Source organism: Sphingomonas sp. MA1305, from assembly GCF_016107325.1.
Lineage (GTDB): Bacteria > Pseudomonadota > Alphaproteobacteria > Sphingomonadales > Sphingomonadaceae > Sphingomonas.
In genome coordinates this window covers 50537-66378 of record NZ_RCVT01000003.1, presented here as the reverse complement: position 1 = coordinate 66378, position 15842 = coordinate 50537, and the positions used below count along the sequence as shown (strand labels likewise).

Below are 15842 nucleotides of genomic sequence, written 5' to 3'. Positions count from 1 at the left end.
ACCGATTCGAGGAGAGATGCAGATGGACGCGATCACCGAAGGCAGCCCGATCAACGATCCCAAGAAGCAGCCTGCCGCCATGCGCCGCCTGCTCGGCCAGACCGCCAAGGACTGGTGGCCGGAAGCGCTGTCCGTCGACATCCTTCATCAGAAGGGCGTCAGCGGCAATCCGATGGGCGACGACTTCGACTATCGCTCGGAATTCCTGACGCTCGACTATGATCAGCTGAAGGCCGATCTGACCGCGCTGATGACCGACAGCCAGCCGTGGTGGCCGGCCGATTACGGGCATTACGGCCCGTTCTTCATCCGCATGGCCTGGCACAGCGCCGGCACCTATCGCACCGGCGACGGCCGCGGCGGGTCGTCGGCGGGCCAGCAGCGCTTCGCCCCGCTCAACTCGTGGCCGGACAACGGCAACCTCGACAAGGCGCGCCGCCTGCTGTGGCCGATCAAGCAGAAATACGGCCGCAAGCTGAGCTGGGCGGACCTGTTCATCCTCGCCGGCAACGTCGCGATCGAGTCGATGGGCGGGCCGACCTTCGGCTTCTCCGGCGGACGCGAGGACGTGTTCGAGCCCGAAAAGGACGTCTATTGGGGCACCGAGGAGGAATGGCTCGGCCAGACCCGCATCGACGAGGAAGCCGGCCTGGCGCTGGAAAGCCCCCTCGCCGCGATCCAGCACGGCCTCATCTACGTCAATCCGGAAGGGCCCGGCGGCTGCCCGATGCCGCAGGGTTCGGCGCGCGACATGCGCGAGACCTTCGCGCGCATGGGCATGAACGACGAGGAGACCGTCGCGCTGACCGCCGGCGGCCATACCTTCGGCAAGGCGCATGGCGCGGGCGATCCGAGCCACGTCGGCAAGGAGCCGGAGGGTGCCGACATCGCCAGCCAGGGCCTCGGCTGGGCGTCGACGCATGAGAGCGGCATGGGCGATCACACGATCACCTCGGGTCTGGAAGGCGCCTGGACGCCGACCCCGACGACCTGGGACATGACCTATTTCGACATGCTGTTCGACCACGAGTACGAACTGGTCAAGAGCCCGGCGGGCGCCCACCAGTGGCAGCCGGTCGGCAATCCGGAAGATACGCTCGCCCCGGCCGCGCATACCGCCGGCAAGAAGGTGCCGACGATGATGTCGACCGCCGACATGGCGCTGAAGGTCGACCCGGCTTACAATGCCATCTGCCAGAAGTTCCGTGCCGACCCGGCGTATTTCGCCGATGTCTGGGCACGCGCCTGGTTCAAGCTGACCCACCGCGACATGGGCCCGAAGATCCGTCTGATCGGTCCGGAAGTGCCGCAGGAAGAGCTGATCTGGCAGGATCCGATCCCGGTCGCCGACTATCCGCAGATCGAGGCGGGCGACATCGCCGAGCTGAAGACCGCGATCGCCAATTCGGGGCTGTCGACCGCGGAACTGGTCACCACCGCCTGGGCCTCGGCCGCGACGTGGCGCGGGTCGGACCATCGCGGCGGCGCCAATGGCGCGCGCATCCGCCTTGCCCCGCAGAAGGACTGGGAGGTCAACCAGCCCGAGCAGCTCGCCAAGGTGCTGGGCGTTTACGAGGGCATCAAGGCGGACTTTGACGGAAAGGGCGCCAAGAAGGTGTCGATCGCCGATCTGATCGTGCTGGGTGGCACGGTCGGCATCGAGGCGGCGGCCAAGGCGGCGGGGCATGCGATCGAGGTGCCCTTCACCCCCGGCCGCACCGATGCGAGCGAGGAACAGACCGACGCGGCGAGCTTCGACGTGCTGGAGCCGAAGGCGGACGCCTTCCGCAACTATCTGCAGGTCAAGTTCAACGTGCCGACCGAGGAGCTGATGATCGACCGGGCGCAATTGCTCGGCCTGTCGGCGCCGGAGATGGCGGTGCTGGTCGCGGGGCTCCGCGTGCTCGGCGCCAATCATCCCAAGGCGGCGCAGCATGGTGTCTTCACCACGCGTCCCGGCCAGCTGACCAACGACTTCTTCGTCAATCTGCTCGACATGGGCACGGCGTGGAAGCAGGTCAGCGACGAGAGCGACGAGGAATTCGTCGGCACCGATCGCCATACCCACGAACAGAAGTGGACCGCCTCGCGCACCGACCTGGTGTTCGGCTCCAATTCGCAGCTGCGCGCGATCGCCGAAGTCTATGCCTGTGACGATGCGCAGGACATGTTCGTCCGGCATTTCGTGCAGGCCTGGACCAAGGTGATGATGGCCGACCGCTACGACCTGACCGTCTGATCACCGTTCGCCGGGGTTCGTCCCCGGCGGCGGGATCGTCTCGCCCCTCCCTCCCCTTCCCGACGGGGCGAGCGCAAGGGCCGTCGGCAGCGATGCCGGCGGCCTTTTTGCGCAAGGCCGCTGTGGAAGCGAGGTATCGGAAAGTCACGAAGGTCGCACCCAACGCATCGATCGCGGACGCCGACCAGACTGGAAGGTCGCAAAGGTCGCAGGCATTCTGCCTGTCCTGAAACCAATGCGGATCGGAAAGTCGCAAAAGTCGCACCTGTGTCAGAGCCGCCTGCAGCATGACTCTGCCTGACGACATTCCGACGATCGGTCCTGGCGAAGTTCGACGTGACGTCATCGACGATGAGAAGCAGCGCGGCGGGCGGTCCGCCGAATGCAGTTCTAGCAGCGGCGAAGGTTGTAGGACAGCGCCGGCCATCGCCACGGCAGGCGGCCTTTTTGCAGCCGGCGCGTCGGAGCGGGACACAAAAGATAACAATCCACGTTAGGCGGTCGAGGACGGCAATCGGGCCGCCCGCCTATTCGTGAAGGGTTCGGCCCATGGATCAGACTGCCTTTCTCGTCGGCTTCACCGTCATGTCGCTGGGATCGCTTGCGATCTACGCCACTGGCAAGAAGACGCATCCGTCGGGGCATCACACGCTGCTGCACGCCACCGTGCCGTTCATTGCCGCGACCGCCTATCTGGCGATGGCGTTCGGCATCGGCACGCTGTTTACCGGCGAGGGTTCGGTGACCTATGTCGCCCGCTACCTCGACTGGTCGGTGACGACGCCGATCCTGCTGGCCGGGCTGGTGCTGGTCGCCTTTCACGAGCGTGGACGGACCGGCGAGGTCGGCGGCCATCTCACCGCCATCATCACACTCGACGTGCTGATGATCGTCACCGGCCTGATCTCGTCGCTGGTCCAAGCGCCGCTGGTCAAATGGATCTGGTTCGCCTGGTCGTGCGCCGCCTTCCTCGGCGTCCTCTACCTGCTGTGGGGCCCGCTGAAGACGATCGCCAACAGCCGCGGGTCGGCGATCGGCGCCGCTTATGGCAAGAACGTCACCTTCCTGACCGTGATCTGGTTCCTGTACCCGATCGTCTTCGCGGTTGGGCCGGAGGGGCTGAAGATGATCAGCGACCCGGCGTCGGTCTGGGCGATCCTGATCATGGATGTCGTCGCCAAGGTGGTCTACGCCTTCTACGCCGCCGCCAATCTCGACAAGGCGCTGGCCGAACATCGCGACGACCGCGGCTACGGCGCGTGACCGTCCGCGCTCCGGCTCTCGGCTGGAGCGTGCTGGCAGCGGCGGCGGTGGCGGCGGCCGTCGGCCCGCTGCCGGTTCAGCTCGGCTTCGCGGTCGTGGCGATCGGCGCGATCGGCATGGCGCATGGCGCCAGCGATCTCGCCATCGTCGCGCCGGGCCGCCGCCCGCTGTTCCTCGTCGCCTATGCCGCGGTGTCGCTGCTCTGCCTCGGCTGGTGGATCGTCGACCCCGCGGTGGCGCTGCCGCTCTTCCTGCTCGCCTCCGCCATCCATTTCGCCATGGAGGACGCACCGCAGGGAAGTGCGATGGAGCGGATCGCCCGCGGCCTCAGCCTGGTCACGACGCCCGCCACGCTGCATGTCACTGCCCTGCACGCACTGCTGCAGCGCGCAGCCGGCGAGGCGGGTGTGCCGTTCACCGCTGCGGTCGCGATGGCCGCGGCAGGCGGCGCGGCTGCGGCCTATCTGCTGATCCTCGGCCTGCAGCGGCGCCAGACGCGGCTGCTCGTCGGTACGGTCGCGCTGCTGTTGCTGCCGCCGCTGGTCGGTTTCGCTGTCGGCTTCCTGATCCTTCACGCCCTGCCGCAGACGGCAATCCGTCGCCGGATGATCGGCTGCCGGAGCAACTTCGCCTATCTGCGCGCCACCGCACCAATCCTGTTCGCCGCGGCGGCGTCGGTGGCGGTGGTCGCCGCGATCCTGCTGCACAGTGATCCCAGCGGCATCAGGGCGCTGTTCGCGGGCATCGCCGCGCTCGCCATGCCGCATCTCTTGGTCACCCCTTTCTTCGAAAGCGGACACGCGCCTGCCGGACGGCCATCGCCTGCCGTGACAAGACCCTGACGACAGAACGCTATTGATAGTTGCTCTCAATATCACTAGCGCGGCTCCCGAAAGGGAATCAGTATGTCATTGTCTCGGTACGTCGCGGTCCTGCTCTGCGGCACCACCATCCTCGCCGGCGCGGCCCAGGCGCAGACCCAGCGCAGCCCGGAAAGCGAGCGGGCCGACATCGTCGTCACCGGCCAGCAGGACCGCGAAGAGGTGTCGTCCGGCACCAAGAGCGCGACGCCGATCGCCGAGACGCCACAGTCGATCAGCCTGATCACCGGCGAGGATATCGCCGAACTCGGCCTGCAGAACCTCAACCAGGCGCTGCGTTTCGTTGCCGGCGTCACGCCCGAGACGCGCGGCGCCAGCGCGGAGGTCTATGACCAGTTCAAGCTGCGCGGTTTCGACGCCCCCGTTTTTCTCGACGGGTTGAAGCTGTTCCAGAGCCCGACCGGCTATGCGGTGCCGCAGGCCGACGTGTCGCGGCTCGACCGCGTCGAGGTGGTCAAGGGGCCGGCCTCGGTGCTCTACGGCCAGTCGAGCCCGGGCGGCCTTGTCGCGCAGACCAGCAAGCTGCCGATCGACGCCGACCTCTATGGCGCGATCACCGGCACCTACGGCACCTACGACCTGTATCGCGTCGACGCCGATGTCGGCGGCCGTGCGGGCGGGGACGTGCTGTGGCGGCTGTACGGCAGTGCCAATGGTGCCTCGACCCAGCAAAGGTTCGGCAAGCGCGAGCGGCAGACCGTGTCGGCGGCGGTCACCGCGGGGGCCGGGACGTCGACCAGCTTCACCCTGCTCGGCGCCTATTCGCACGATCCCTACAACGGCACCTATGGGGTATTCCCGGCGCTCGGCACGCTGATCGCCAATCCCAACGGGCGGTTGCCGACCGACTTCGACGGCGGCGAGGCGGGCAACCGCTTCCAGCGCGAGCAGGCGGCGCTGACCTACATCTTCCGCCACGATTTCGGCAATGGCTGGGCATTGCGTTCGTCGGGCCGCTACCAGCATGTCACCGCCAAGCTCGGCCTGATTTACGTCAGCGGCGCCCCCGACGATGCGACGCTGCGGCGCTTTGCCCGCGCCTCCTATGCGACCGACGAGCAACTCGACAATTGGACCTATGACAATCAGCTGACCGGCCGCGTCGCCACCGGTCCGCTGACCCACAATCTGCTGTTCGGCGTCGACCGGCAGGTTGCGCATTCGACGGAGGATTTCGCCTTCGGTTCGGCGCCGTCGCTCGACGTCTATGCGCCGGTCTACGGCACCGTCGCCGTGCCGCAGACGCCGGCCCAGGTGCCGGATGCCTTTGGCGGCAACTATCTGGTCCGCCAGCGCCAGCAGGGCGTCTATGCGCAGGACCAGCTCGCGCTCGGCGCGCTGCGCGTCGTGCTCAGCGGCCGCCACGACTGGGCGCATGCCGAACAGGCGGGGCTCGGCGCCAAGGACGACCGCCAGTTCACCTGGCGCGCCGGCGCGCTCTACACCTTGCCCTTCGGCCTCGCCCCTTATGTGAGCTACGCGACCTCGTTCGAGCCGCAGGGTTCGACGGTGCGGCGCGCCGACGGCACGCTCGGCATCGCCGATCCGTCGCTCGGCAAGCAGATCGAGGCGGGCGCCAAATTCACCGTGCCGGGCACGCCAATCCTGCTGTCGGGCGCCTGGTTCCGCATCGACCAGACCAATGTGCTCACCTCCACCCCCGACTTCACCGTGTCGCGCCAGACCGGCCGGGTGCGCTCGACCGGCGTCGAATTCGAAGGCTATGCGCCGCTGCCGCACGGCTTTGCGTTGCGCGCGGCGTTCAGCCGGCAGAGCGTCAAGGTCACTGCCGACGCGGACGACCCGTCGCGGGTCGGGCGGCGGCTGGAGACGGTCGGCCGTGGCGGTGCCTCGGCCAATCTCGAATGGTCGCCGGCCGGCGGCGCGCTCAAGGGGCTGACCCTGGGCGGCGCGGTGCGCCACGTCGACAGCAGCTATGCCGGCGTTTCCGCCTATGACGGGATCGCGCGCGATACGCCGGGATACACCGTCTATGACGCGCTGATCCGCTACGACCTGGAACATGCCCTGCCGACGCTGAAGGGGCTGACCCTCTCGGTCAACGCGACCAACCTGTTCGACCGGCAGTATCTGACCAGCTGCTTCGCCAATTACAATTGGTGCTGGTACGGCAACCGCCGCACCGTGCAGGGGACGATCGGCATCCGCTTCTGAAGGCGCATACCCCTCCCTTTCGGGGAGGGGTACGCCGCCGGCCATTGTCTCGATCCGGCGGCTCGCCTAGCGTGGCGGCATGAAGCACACCCTTCGCCTGCTCGGCATCATCGCCGCCATCGGCATCGCCGTGATCGCCTGGCTGGCTTGGCCGGACACCGCGCGCGTGCCGTTCGAGCGGGTGACCGGCAAGACGCCGCAGATCACCGATCCGCGCGACCAGACGATCCCGACGGTCAAGGTCGCCGACGCGATCGGCTGGCAGAATGGCAAGACGCCGGTTGCGGCGCCGGGGCTGGCGGTGAAGGCCTTCGCGACCGGGCTCGATCACCCGCGCTGGCTGTATCGTCTGCCCAATGGCGACGTGCTGGTCGCCGAGAGCAACAGCCCGCCGCGCGACGGCGGTGGCATCCAGGGCTTCGTGATGCGCCATCTGATGGGCAAGGCCGGCGCCGGCGTGCCGTCGGCGAACCGCATCACCCTGCTCCGCGACGCCAATGGCGACGGCGTCGCCGAGGAACGCCATGTCTTGCTGACCGGTCTCAATTCGCCGACCGGCATGGCCCTGTTCGAAGGGCAGCTCTACGTCGCCAACACCGATGCGGTCGTCCGCGTGCCCTATCAAGACGGCGCGACGCAGATCACCGCCAAGCCGGAGCTGGTGGTCAAGCTGAACGGCGGCGGCAATCACTGGGCGCGCACGCTGATCCCCGCGCCCGACGGCCGCACATTGTTCGTCGGCGTCGGATCGGCGACCAACATCGCCGACGAGGGGCTGGCGGCGGAGAAGTTCCGCGCCAACATCCTGCAGGTCTGGCCGAAGGAAAAGACCTTCCGCATCTACGCCTCCGGCCTGCGCAATCCGCAGGGCATGGCGATAAATCCCGACAACGGCCAGCTGTGGACGGTGGTCAACGAGCGCGACATGCTGGGCAGCGACCTTGCCCCCGACTATCTGACCCAGGTCGAATTCGGCGACCAGTTCGGCTGGCCCTGGTATTATTGGGGCGGCTATCCCGATCGCCGGGTCGAACCCGCCAATCCCGACCTGCAGCAATATTCGAAACGCCCCGATTTCGCGATGGGGCCGCACGTCGCCGCGCTCGGCCTGACCTTCGCCGACGGCCTGAAGCTCGGCGCTCGCTTCGCCCATGGCGCTTTCGTCGGCGAACATGGTTCGTGGAACCGCAAGCCGGTGTCGGGCTATAAAGTGGCGTTCGTGCCCTTCGGCGCACGCGGCTTCCCGGCCGCCAACGCCAAGCCGGTCGACGTGCTGACCGGTTTTCTCGACGCGGACGGCAAGGCGCAGGGCCGGCCAGTCGGGGTGATCGGCGACAAGACCGGTGGCCTGTTGGTCGCGGACGACGTCGGCAACACGATCTGGCGGGTCGCCGCGCGCTGATCCCGGCGCCGCGGCCGCGCCCTCGGCCGGGACGCTGTCCGTTCAGGCCGGTTGCAAGGTCTTGGCCACCTGCGCGCGGACCAGTTCGGCGGTCGCGCCGAAGACGAGATGCGAGGACAGACCGTATAGATGCGTCGATGCCGGGCTGTTCCACGGCGCTGCGCCGAGGCCGGCGGCCGGTACTGCCCCTTCGTCGAGCAGCGCCGCGGTGGCGGTGCCGAAGGCGCTGCCATAGCCGGCGGTGACCCCCGGCCGGAATTCCGCCGCAATGCCGTAGGCGACGCCCAGCGCCGCACCCAGCGCATAATGGACGAGCTGACCGGCGAGCGGCTTGTCCGGCTGCGGCACGGTGCCGCCGACCGTGTGAGCGACGATCGCATCCGCCGCCTTGGCGGTCGCCGGCTCCTCGTCAGATCCGTCGCTGTCGCCGGAAAGGGCGCCGGCCAGCGCCTGAAAGCGATCCATGGCGAAGGAGGCGGCCACCCCCGCGACGATTCCGGCCAAGGCGCCGCGTACCACGCGCGCGCCGACAGTCTGTTCGCTCGGCTGGGTCATCGCTGTCTCCCGGCGGCCGGATGATCCGGCACTGATCCAGGATAACCCGTGCCGCCGGCCGACGATCCCCTCGAGGGGGACCAACGGCAGGTCCGGTACGCGAGCGCACCGTCAGCGGGATCAGGCGATCGTCAGGCCCACATCGACATTGCCCCGCGTCGCGTTGGAATAGGGGCAGATCTGATGCGCGGCCTCGACCAGCTTTTGCGCCTGCTCGCGATCGAGACCGGGAAGGTCGACAGTCAGGTCGGCGGTGATGCCGAAGCCGCCGGCGGCGCGCGGACCGATACCGACCTTCGCCGACACGGCGACGTCGTCCGGCACCTTCACCTTGAGCTGCTGGCCCGCGGCCTTCAGCGCACCGATGAAACAGGCCGAATAGCCGGCAGCGAACAATTGCTCAGGATTCGTCCCCTCGCCGCCCGCGCCACCCAGCTCGCGCGGGGTCGACAGCTTCACGTCGACACGGCCATCGTCACTGCGCGCATGACCGTCGCGGCCCCCGGTGGCGGTGGCGGCGGTGCTGTACTTGACGTCGATAGACATGCTGATCTCCTCACAGGATTCTTATCGCGATAACTATCTAGGCGCGATTTAGCGGCGCGTAAACAAAAAACGTATCGCGATAACCAACTTGTGGTAAGCTGTTGCGATGGCTGTCGATCCGCCCCCCGCCCCGCTGCCCCTCGACGAGCAGCTCTGCTTCTCGCTTTATGCCGCGACGATCGCGATCAACCGGGCCTATAAACCGATGCTCGATCGGTTGGGCATCACCTATCCGCAGTTTCTGGTGCTGCAGGCGATCCGCGAGCAGGATGGGCGCACGATCGGCCAGATCGCGGAGCGGCTCAGCCTCGAGTCCAGCACGATCACGCCGCTCATCAAGCGCCTCGAGGCGGTCGGCCTGGTGTCGCGCGCCCGCGACACCAGGGACGAGCGGCAGGTGCGCATCAGCCTGACCGAGGCGGGTGTGCAGCGCTGGCGCGAGACCGGCTGCCTTGGCCCGGCGCTCCTCCAGCGGAGCGGCCTGGCACCCGCCGACGCCATCGACCTGAACGCCAAGATCAAGACGCTCCATGCGGCGCTGACCGATCCCGGCTGAGACCTGGGATCACTCCTGCGCAGCCGGCTCGTGATAGGGGCAACCGTTGAAGCGCGCCCGGAAGTCGGCCGAGTGACGATAGGTGTCGCGTCGTGCCCGGTTGATGTTGCCGAGCGGGCGATGCGCGGCGAGCCCGGTCCACACGCTGAAGCGCATCTCCTCGTTGACCGCCCGCACCGTCGCCTCATCCCAACTGTCCTGTGCCGGCACGCGCACGGTGGCGACGCGGACGAAGGGCGAGTCTTCCTCTTTCCACTCGGTGGTCGGGTCCTCGACCGGCTGCTTGTCGAGGTCGCGGCAGAGCTGCACGCGGAATTCCCATGTCGCGTCGAGCGTGCGCATCTCGTCGCGCACATCCTCGCGGATCGCGTTCTCGCGCCCGTCAACCTCGACGATCCGGCCGGTCAGCGCGGTCTGGTCCGGCGCCACCGGTACCAGACTGAACTTGGCGATATGGTCGCCGTAGCGGAACGGCGTCGCGCTATAATAGGTCTCGCCAAGCGGATCGACGTTGGGCGCGCCGCCTAGCGAGTCGACCGCCGCGATCTTGGTGCCAACCGCCTCGAGCGCGTGGTGCACGCCGCGCAGCACTGCGGAGATCGCGGTCTTGCCCGCTTCGATCCGGTCGGTGGTTTTGGCGAGCAGCTTGAGATTGCCGAGGAACTTCTCCGCCGTCTTCGCTTGGAAAACGGGCCCGTTGACCATCACGAAATCCTGCGTGTCGCCGTCCGCATCCGGCAACCGATCGCCCGTGACGCCGAGCACTTTCATCGCCAATCCGCGCGGCAGGCTGATCACGTCGGGCAGCAGGTCGCCGGCATTGGTCGACAGACGCAGGAGCACGTCATGCGAGCCCGGCGTCGCGAAAAGCCCCTGCGCCAGCTCAGGCGGCAAGCCTTCGTCGATCGTCATCTGGCCCTTCAGGATGCCGTGTGCCTTGGCATGAACGGATCGCACCGCGTGGCCATAGTCCGCTGCCGTGCGTTCCAGGATCACGTCGAAGGTGTCGTTGAGTTGCCGATGGGTGTCACGCTCCTCATCAGCAATCGTCTCGACATCGTCGGCGTAGCGAACGGGAGGCTGCGTCATGACATGATCCTTTTGGCCAAACGGTGGAGGGGGTGTAGCGTACGTCTGTCGCCTTAAATTAGGTCAATATTGCGCCGCGATATGCAATCGCGCCGACCACGACAGGATGCCAACCAATCTGCGAACTATTCGCAGCATGATGACAGCTCTTTCGGTCGCTTTTTGACAACAAATCGCAAGCAATCACGGTTTCTGTACGGAACCGTGCACAGGTCAACACTACATGGACCGGGCCGATACGGGTTACTAAATCGGGGCAAGATGACGGCAGATATGATCGAGCAGCACGGCAACCCGATCCGCGTCCATGTGGCGGCGACCGGCGATGTGTACCGCAACAGCTTCCTGACCAGCCTGGATCCTGACGATCTGGCGCTGCTCGCTCCCCATCTCCACCGCACGTCGTTCGTGATCGGTGAGGAGATTGCGCGCACCGGGACGCCGATCGACCGGATCTGTTTTCCGGAAGGTGCAGTAGCCGCGATGCTCGATTCCCATTCGGACGGCCGTCGCCTTGCCGTCGGGCTGGTCGGGCGCGAGGGCCTGTTCGGCTGGCCGTTGCTGCTCGGCGAGACGCACTGGCCGCATGATGTGGTGATGCGCGCCGAGGGATGCACCGCCCTGCATATCGCCCGCGCGCCCCTGCTCGCGGCGATCGAGGAAAGCCCGACGCTGCGCGATCAATTGCTGCGCTTCGTCAACGTCATCAACGTCCAAATGGCGAGCACCATCGTGTCGTCGCTGGTTCATCCCGTCGAACGTCGCATGGCGCGCTGGATCCTGCTCTATCACGATCGGGTCAGCGGCGACGACATTTGCCTGACGCATGAGGAATTCCGGTTGATGCTCGGCGTGCGTCGCTCCAGCATCACCGAGGCACTGCATCGGTTGGAAGCGGAGCAGGCGGTGCGCGGGCTGCGCGGCCGGGTCGTGGTGCGCAATCGCGCCAAGCTGATGGAGATCGCCGGCGATACCTATGGTCCCGCGGAACAGGCCTATCAGCGGCTGATCCTCGGCACGCAGGTCGATGGCGCTGGCGACGGCGCCGCGTTCTTCGACGCACGATAGGCGCGTTCTTCCCGGCAGCCGTAGCCCGGCGTTCCGGTCGGTTTTCGTACGCAACGAAACGTCACGGAACGCCGATGTCCGATCAAACGTTCGGTAGCGGATACCATCCGCCTCGACCCGGGCTTCATCCTGCCGTGCGGGCGCTACAGGGAGCAAAATCAGCCATGTCCTCAAGGGACGAACTCGCGGTCTCGCGCCGCGGCGTGATCGTCGGCGGCGCGACCTGTGCCGCGCTGACCGCCATGCCCGCCGACGCACAGCCGTTGCCCGCCGCCGCGCCCAGCCGCATGCCGGTGACCTTTACGGTCAACGGCCGCAAGCAGACGCTCGATCTCGACACCCGCACGACATTGCTCGACGCGCTGCGCGAGCATCTGCACCTGACCGGCACCAAGAAGGGCTGCGACCACGGCCAGTGCGGCGCCTGCACGGTGATCGTCGAGGGCAAGAGGATCAACAGCTGCCTCAGCCTCGCGCTCCAGCATCAGGGCGACCGGATCACCACGATCGAGGGGCTGGGCACGCCCGAGAAGCTGCATCCGATGCAGGCGGCCTTCATCAAGCATGACGGCTATCAGTGCGGCTATTGCACACCGGGCCAGATCTGTTCGGCGGTGGCGGTGCTCGACGAAATCAAGGCCGGCGTGCCCAGCCACGTCCAGGCCGACCTCACCGCCAGGCCACAGGCGAGCAATATGGAAATGCGCGAGCGGATGAGCGGCAACATCTGCCGCTGCGGCGCCTATTCGAATATCGCCGAGGCGATGGCCGATGTCGCAGGAGGCAAGGCATGAGGCCGTTCACCTATACGCGCGCCAAGACGCCCGCCGAAGCCGCCGCCGCGGCGGCACGGACGCCCGGCACCAAGTTCCTGGCTGGCGGCACCAATCTGCTCGACCTGATGAAGCTGGAGATCGAGACGCCGGCGCATCTGATCGACGTGCAAGACCTGAAGCTCGATCGCATCGAGCCGACCGACCAGGGCGGGCTGCGTATCGGTGCCCTGGTCACCAACACCGCGCTTGCCAGCGACGAGCGGGTACGGCGCGACTATGGCGTGCTGACCCGCGCGATCGTCGCCGGCGCCTCCGGCCAGTTGCGCAACAAGGCGACGACCGCGGGCAATCTGCTGCAGCGGACGCGCTGCCCCTATTTCTACGACACCAATCAGGCGTGCAACAAGCGCAAGCCGGGCTCGGGCTGCGCCGCGATCGGCGGCTATTCGCGCCAGCTCGCGATCATCGGGTCGAGCGACGCCTGTATCGCCACCTTCCCCGGCGACATGGCGGTGGCGATGCGCGTGCTCGACGCGCAGGTCGAAACGGTGATGCCGGACGGCACGACCCGCGCCATCCCCATCGCCGACCTGCACCGCCTGCCCGGCGACGCGCCGCAGTTCGACACCAATCTGAAGCCGGGCGAGCTGATCACCGCGGTCACCCTGCCCCGCCCGCTCGGCGGCACGCACGTCTATCGCAAGGTGCGCGACCGCGCCTCCTATGCCTATGCCCTGGTCTCGGTTGCCGCGGTGATCCAGCCGAACGGCAGCGGCCGCGCCGCGATCGGCGGCATCGCGCCCAAGCCCTGGCGCGTCGAGGCGGCGGAGGCGGCGATGCCGCAGGGGGCCAAGGCGGTCGCATCCCGCCTGCTCGCCGGCGCACGACCGACGCGGGACAATGCATTCAAGGTGCCGCTGGTCGAGCGCACGCTCGCCGCGGCGATGGCCGATGCCAAGGCCATGCAGGGAGGAAGCAGGGCATGAAGTTCGACACGCCCGCCGGCCAGAATCCGATCGACCAGCTGAAGGTGATCGGCAAGCCGACCGATCGCATCGACGGCAAGTACAAGACCACCGGCACCGCGCCCTATGCCTATGAGCAGCACCGCGCGGCACCGAACGCGGCCTATGGCTATGTGCTCGGCTCGGCGATCGCCAAGGGGCGGATCGCAAGCATGGACCTTGCCGCCGCCAAGGCCGCACCTGGCGTGATCGCGATCGTCACCGCCGACAATGCCGGCCCGCTCGGCAAGGGCAAGATGAACACCGCCAAGCTGCTCGGCGGCCCCGCGGTCGATCATTATCATCAGGCGATCGCCGTCGTCGTCGCGGAGACGTTCGAACAGGCGCGCGCCGCCGCCGCGCTGATCCGCGTCGACTATGCACGCGGCAAGGGCCGCTTCGATCTCGCCAGCGAGCTCGACCATGCGCCGCTGAAGGGCGACGACAGCGGCGAAGGATCGAAGGCGCCGCCGGTGCAGCGGGTCGGCGACTTCGACAAGGCGTTCGCCGCCGCGCCGGTGACGCTCGACGCGCGCTACACGACGCCCGACCAGAGCCACGCGATGATGGAGCCGCATGCCTCGATCGCGGCATGGAACGGCGACGAGCTGACGCTGTGGACCTCGAACCAGATGATCAACTGGGGCAAGGGCGACGTCGCGACGACGCTCGGCATCCCCAAGGAGAAGGTGCGGCTGATCTCGCCCTATGTCGGCGGCGGCTTCGGCGGCAAATTGTTCGTCCGCTCCGACGCGATCATGGCCGCGCTCGGTGCGAAGGCGGCGGGGCGGCCGGTCAAAGTGGCGCTGCAGCGGCCGCTGATCGCCAACAACACGACGCATCGCCCGGCGACGATCCAGCGCATCCGCATCGGCTGCGGCAAGGACGGTCGCATCACCGCGATCGCGCACGAAAGCGCCTCGGGCGACCTGCCCGGCGGCGGGCCGGAGACGGCGGTGTCGCAGACCAAATTGCTCTACGCCGGCGCCAACCGGATGACGGCGATGCGCCTCGCGGTGCTCGACCTGCCGGAGGGCAATGCGATGCGCGCGCCGGGCGAGGCGCCGGGGCTGATGGCGCTGGAGATCGCGATGGACGAGATGGCGGAGAAGCTGGGGATGGACCCGGTCGAATTCCGCATCATCAACGACACGCAGGTCGATCCGGCGAAGCCCGAGCGCCCGTTCTCGCAGCGGCATCTGGTCGAATGCCTGCGCCAGGGCGCCGACCGGTTCGGGTGGTCGCGGCGCAGCGCCAAGCCGGCGCAGACCCGCGACGGCCGCTGGCTCGTCGGCATGGGGGTGGCGGCGGGATTCCGCAACAACATGAACATGAAGTCGGGCGCGCGCGTCGGCATCGACCGCAAGGGCGTCGTCACCGTCGCCACCGACATGACCGACATCGGCACCGGCAGCTACACCGTGATCGCCCAGACCGCGGCGGAGATGATGGGCGTGCCGCTCGACAAGGTCGTCGTGCTGCTCGGCGATTCGTCCTTCCCGGTCTCGTCCGGCTCGGGCGGGCAATGGGGCGGCAACAGCTCCACCGCGGGCGTCTACGCCGCCTGCATGAAGCTGCGTGACACGGTGGCGCAGAAGCTCGGCTTCAACTCCGCCGACGTCACCTTCGAGGACGGCAAGGTGCGTGCCGGCAACCGCAGCGTCAGCCTGGCGGAAGCGGCGGGCGACGCCGGCCTCTCCGCCGAGGACACGATCGAATATGGCGACCTCGCCAAGCAGGCGCAGCAATCGACCTTCGCCGGCCATTTCGTCGAGGTCGGTGTCGATGCCTATACCGGCGAGGTGCGGGTGCGCCGGATGCTCGCGGTATGCGCCGCGGGCCGCATCCTCAACCCCAAGTCGGCGCGCAGCCAGGTGATCGGCGCGATGACGATGGGCGTCGGCGCGGCGCTGATGGAGGAACTGGCGGTCGACACGCGCTTCGGCTTCTTCGTCAACCACGACCTCGCCGGCTATGAGGTGCCGGTCCATGCCGACATCCCGCATCAGGAGGTGATATTCCTGGACGAGGTCGATCCGATGACGTCGCCGATGAAGGCGAAGGGCGTCGGCGAGCTCGGGCTGTGCGGGGTCGGCGCGGCGATCGCCAATGCGATCTACAATGCCACCGGCGTGCGCGTGCGTGACTATCCGATCACGCTCGACAAGCATCTGGAGAAACTGCCTGCGGTGGCGTGAGGCCGCGGGCCGCCCTCACCCTCCGGCACTGCGCGCCTCCCTCCCTCTCCCGTTGGGAGAGGGAAAAGCCGGCGTAGCCGGCGAACGGGT

13 protein-coding genes are annotated in these 15842 nt (G+C 67.6%); 10 read left to right on the top strand and 3 right to left on the bottom strand.

Features of this window, described 5'->3' with window-relative positions:
• Positions 1–22: 22 nt before the first annotated feature.
• The 5 genes from katG (at position 23) to D9601_RS13320 (ending at position 7960) form a co-directional block, all read left to right on the top strand.
• On the top strand, positions 23–2239 hold the full coding sequence (gene katG / locus D9601_RS13340) for a catalase/peroxidase HPI (protein WP_198354551.1): 2217 nt from the start codon (positions 23–25) through the stop codon (positions 2237–2239).
• 549 nt (positions 2240–2788) lie between these two features.
• Positions 2789–3502 (top strand): bacteriorhodopsin, encoded by a 714-nt coding sequence (locus D9601_RS13335; RefSeq protein ID WP_198354550.1) that lies wholly within the window; start codon positions 2789–2791, stop codon positions 3500–3502.
• Complete coding sequence (locus D9601_RS13330) at positions 3499–4344, top strand: Brp/Blh family beta-carotene 15,15'-dioxygenase (RefSeq protein ID WP_198354549.1); 846 nt, start codon at positions 3499–3501, stop codon at positions 4342–4344. Before D9601_RS13335 ends, D9601_RS13330 begins: the two co-directional genes overlap by 4 nt.
• 63 nt (positions 4345–4407) lie before the next feature.
• Positions 4408–6558 carry a TonB-dependent siderophore receptor gene (locus tag D9601_RS13325; protein WP_198354548.1) on the top strand — a complete coding sequence of 717 codons (2151 nt, stop codon included), beginning with the start codon at positions 4408–4410 and terminating at the stop codon, positions 6556–6558.
• 79 nt (positions 6559–6637) lie between these two features.
• A complete protein-coding gene (locus D9601_RS13320) occupies positions 6638–7960 on the top strand; it encodes a PQQ-dependent sugar dehydrogenase (protein WP_198354547.1) in 1323 nt (440 codons plus the stop codon).
• 42 nt (positions 7961–8002) lie between these two features.
• Here D9601_RS13320 and D9601_RS13315 read toward each other — a convergent pair whose 3' ends face one another.
• Together D9601_RS13315 and D9601_RS13310 are read right to left on the bottom strand one after the other, a co-directional pair.
• A complete protein-coding gene (locus D9601_RS13315; RefSeq protein WP_198354546.1) occupies positions 8003–8515 on the bottom strand; it encodes a DUF1440 domain-containing protein in 513 nt (170 codons plus the stop codon).
• Between the two features lie 120 nt (positions 8516–8635).
• Entirely contained in the window at positions 8636–9061 is a 426-nt protein-coding gene (locus tag D9601_RS13310) for an organic hydroperoxide resistance protein (RefSeq protein WP_198354545.1), read from the bottom strand.
• 106 nt (positions 9062–9167) lie between these two features.
• Here D9601_RS13310 and D9601_RS13305 point away from each other — a divergent pair, with 106 nt between their 5' ends.
• Complete coding sequence (locus D9601_RS13305; protein ID WP_198354544.1) at positions 9168–9617, top strand: MarR family winged helix-turn-helix transcriptional regulator; 450 nt, start codon at positions 9168–9170, stop codon at positions 9615–9617.
• A 9-nt stretch (positions 9618–9626) separates the two neighbouring features.
• On the opposite strand, the gene D9601_RS13300 is transcribed toward D9601_RS13305, so the two are convergent.
• Entirely contained in the window at positions 9627–10706 is a 1080-nt protein-coding gene (locus tag D9601_RS13300) for a catalase family protein (RefSeq protein WP_198354543.1), read from the bottom strand.
• Between the two features lie 261 nt (positions 10707–10967).
• Here D9601_RS13300 and D9601_RS13295 point away from each other — a divergent pair, with 261 nt between their 5' ends.
• The 4 genes from D9601_RS13295 (at position 10968) to paoC (ending at position 15752) form a co-directional block, all read left to right on the top strand.
• On the top strand, positions 10968–11774 hold the full coding sequence (locus D9601_RS13295; RefSeq protein ID WP_198354542.1) for a Crp/Fnr family transcriptional regulator: 807 nt from the start codon (positions 10968–10970) through the stop codon (positions 11772–11774).
• 164 nt (positions 11775–11938) lie between these two features.
• The gene (paoA, locus tag D9601_RS13290; RefSeq protein ID WP_198354541.1) at positions 11939–12568 is read left to right on the top strand and encodes an aldehyde dehydrogenase iron-sulfur subunit PaoA; all 630 of its coding nucleotides are present in this window, start codon (positions 11939–11941) and stop codon (positions 12566–12568) included.
• Positions 12565–13536, top strand: coding sequence for an FAD binding domain-containing protein (locus D9601_RS13285; RefSeq protein WP_198354540.1), 972 nt, complete (start codon positions 12565–12567; stop codon positions 13534–13536). Before paoA ends, D9601_RS13285 begins: the two co-directional genes overlap by 4 nt.
• Entirely contained in the window at positions 13533–15752 is a 2220-nt protein-coding gene (paoC, locus tag D9601_RS13280) for an aldehyde oxidoreductase molybdenum-binding subunit PaoC (RefSeq protein ID WP_198354539.1), read from the top strand. Before D9601_RS13285 ends, paoC begins: the two co-directional genes overlap by 4 nt.
• The last annotated feature ends 90 nt before the right edge of the window (positions 15753–15842 follow it).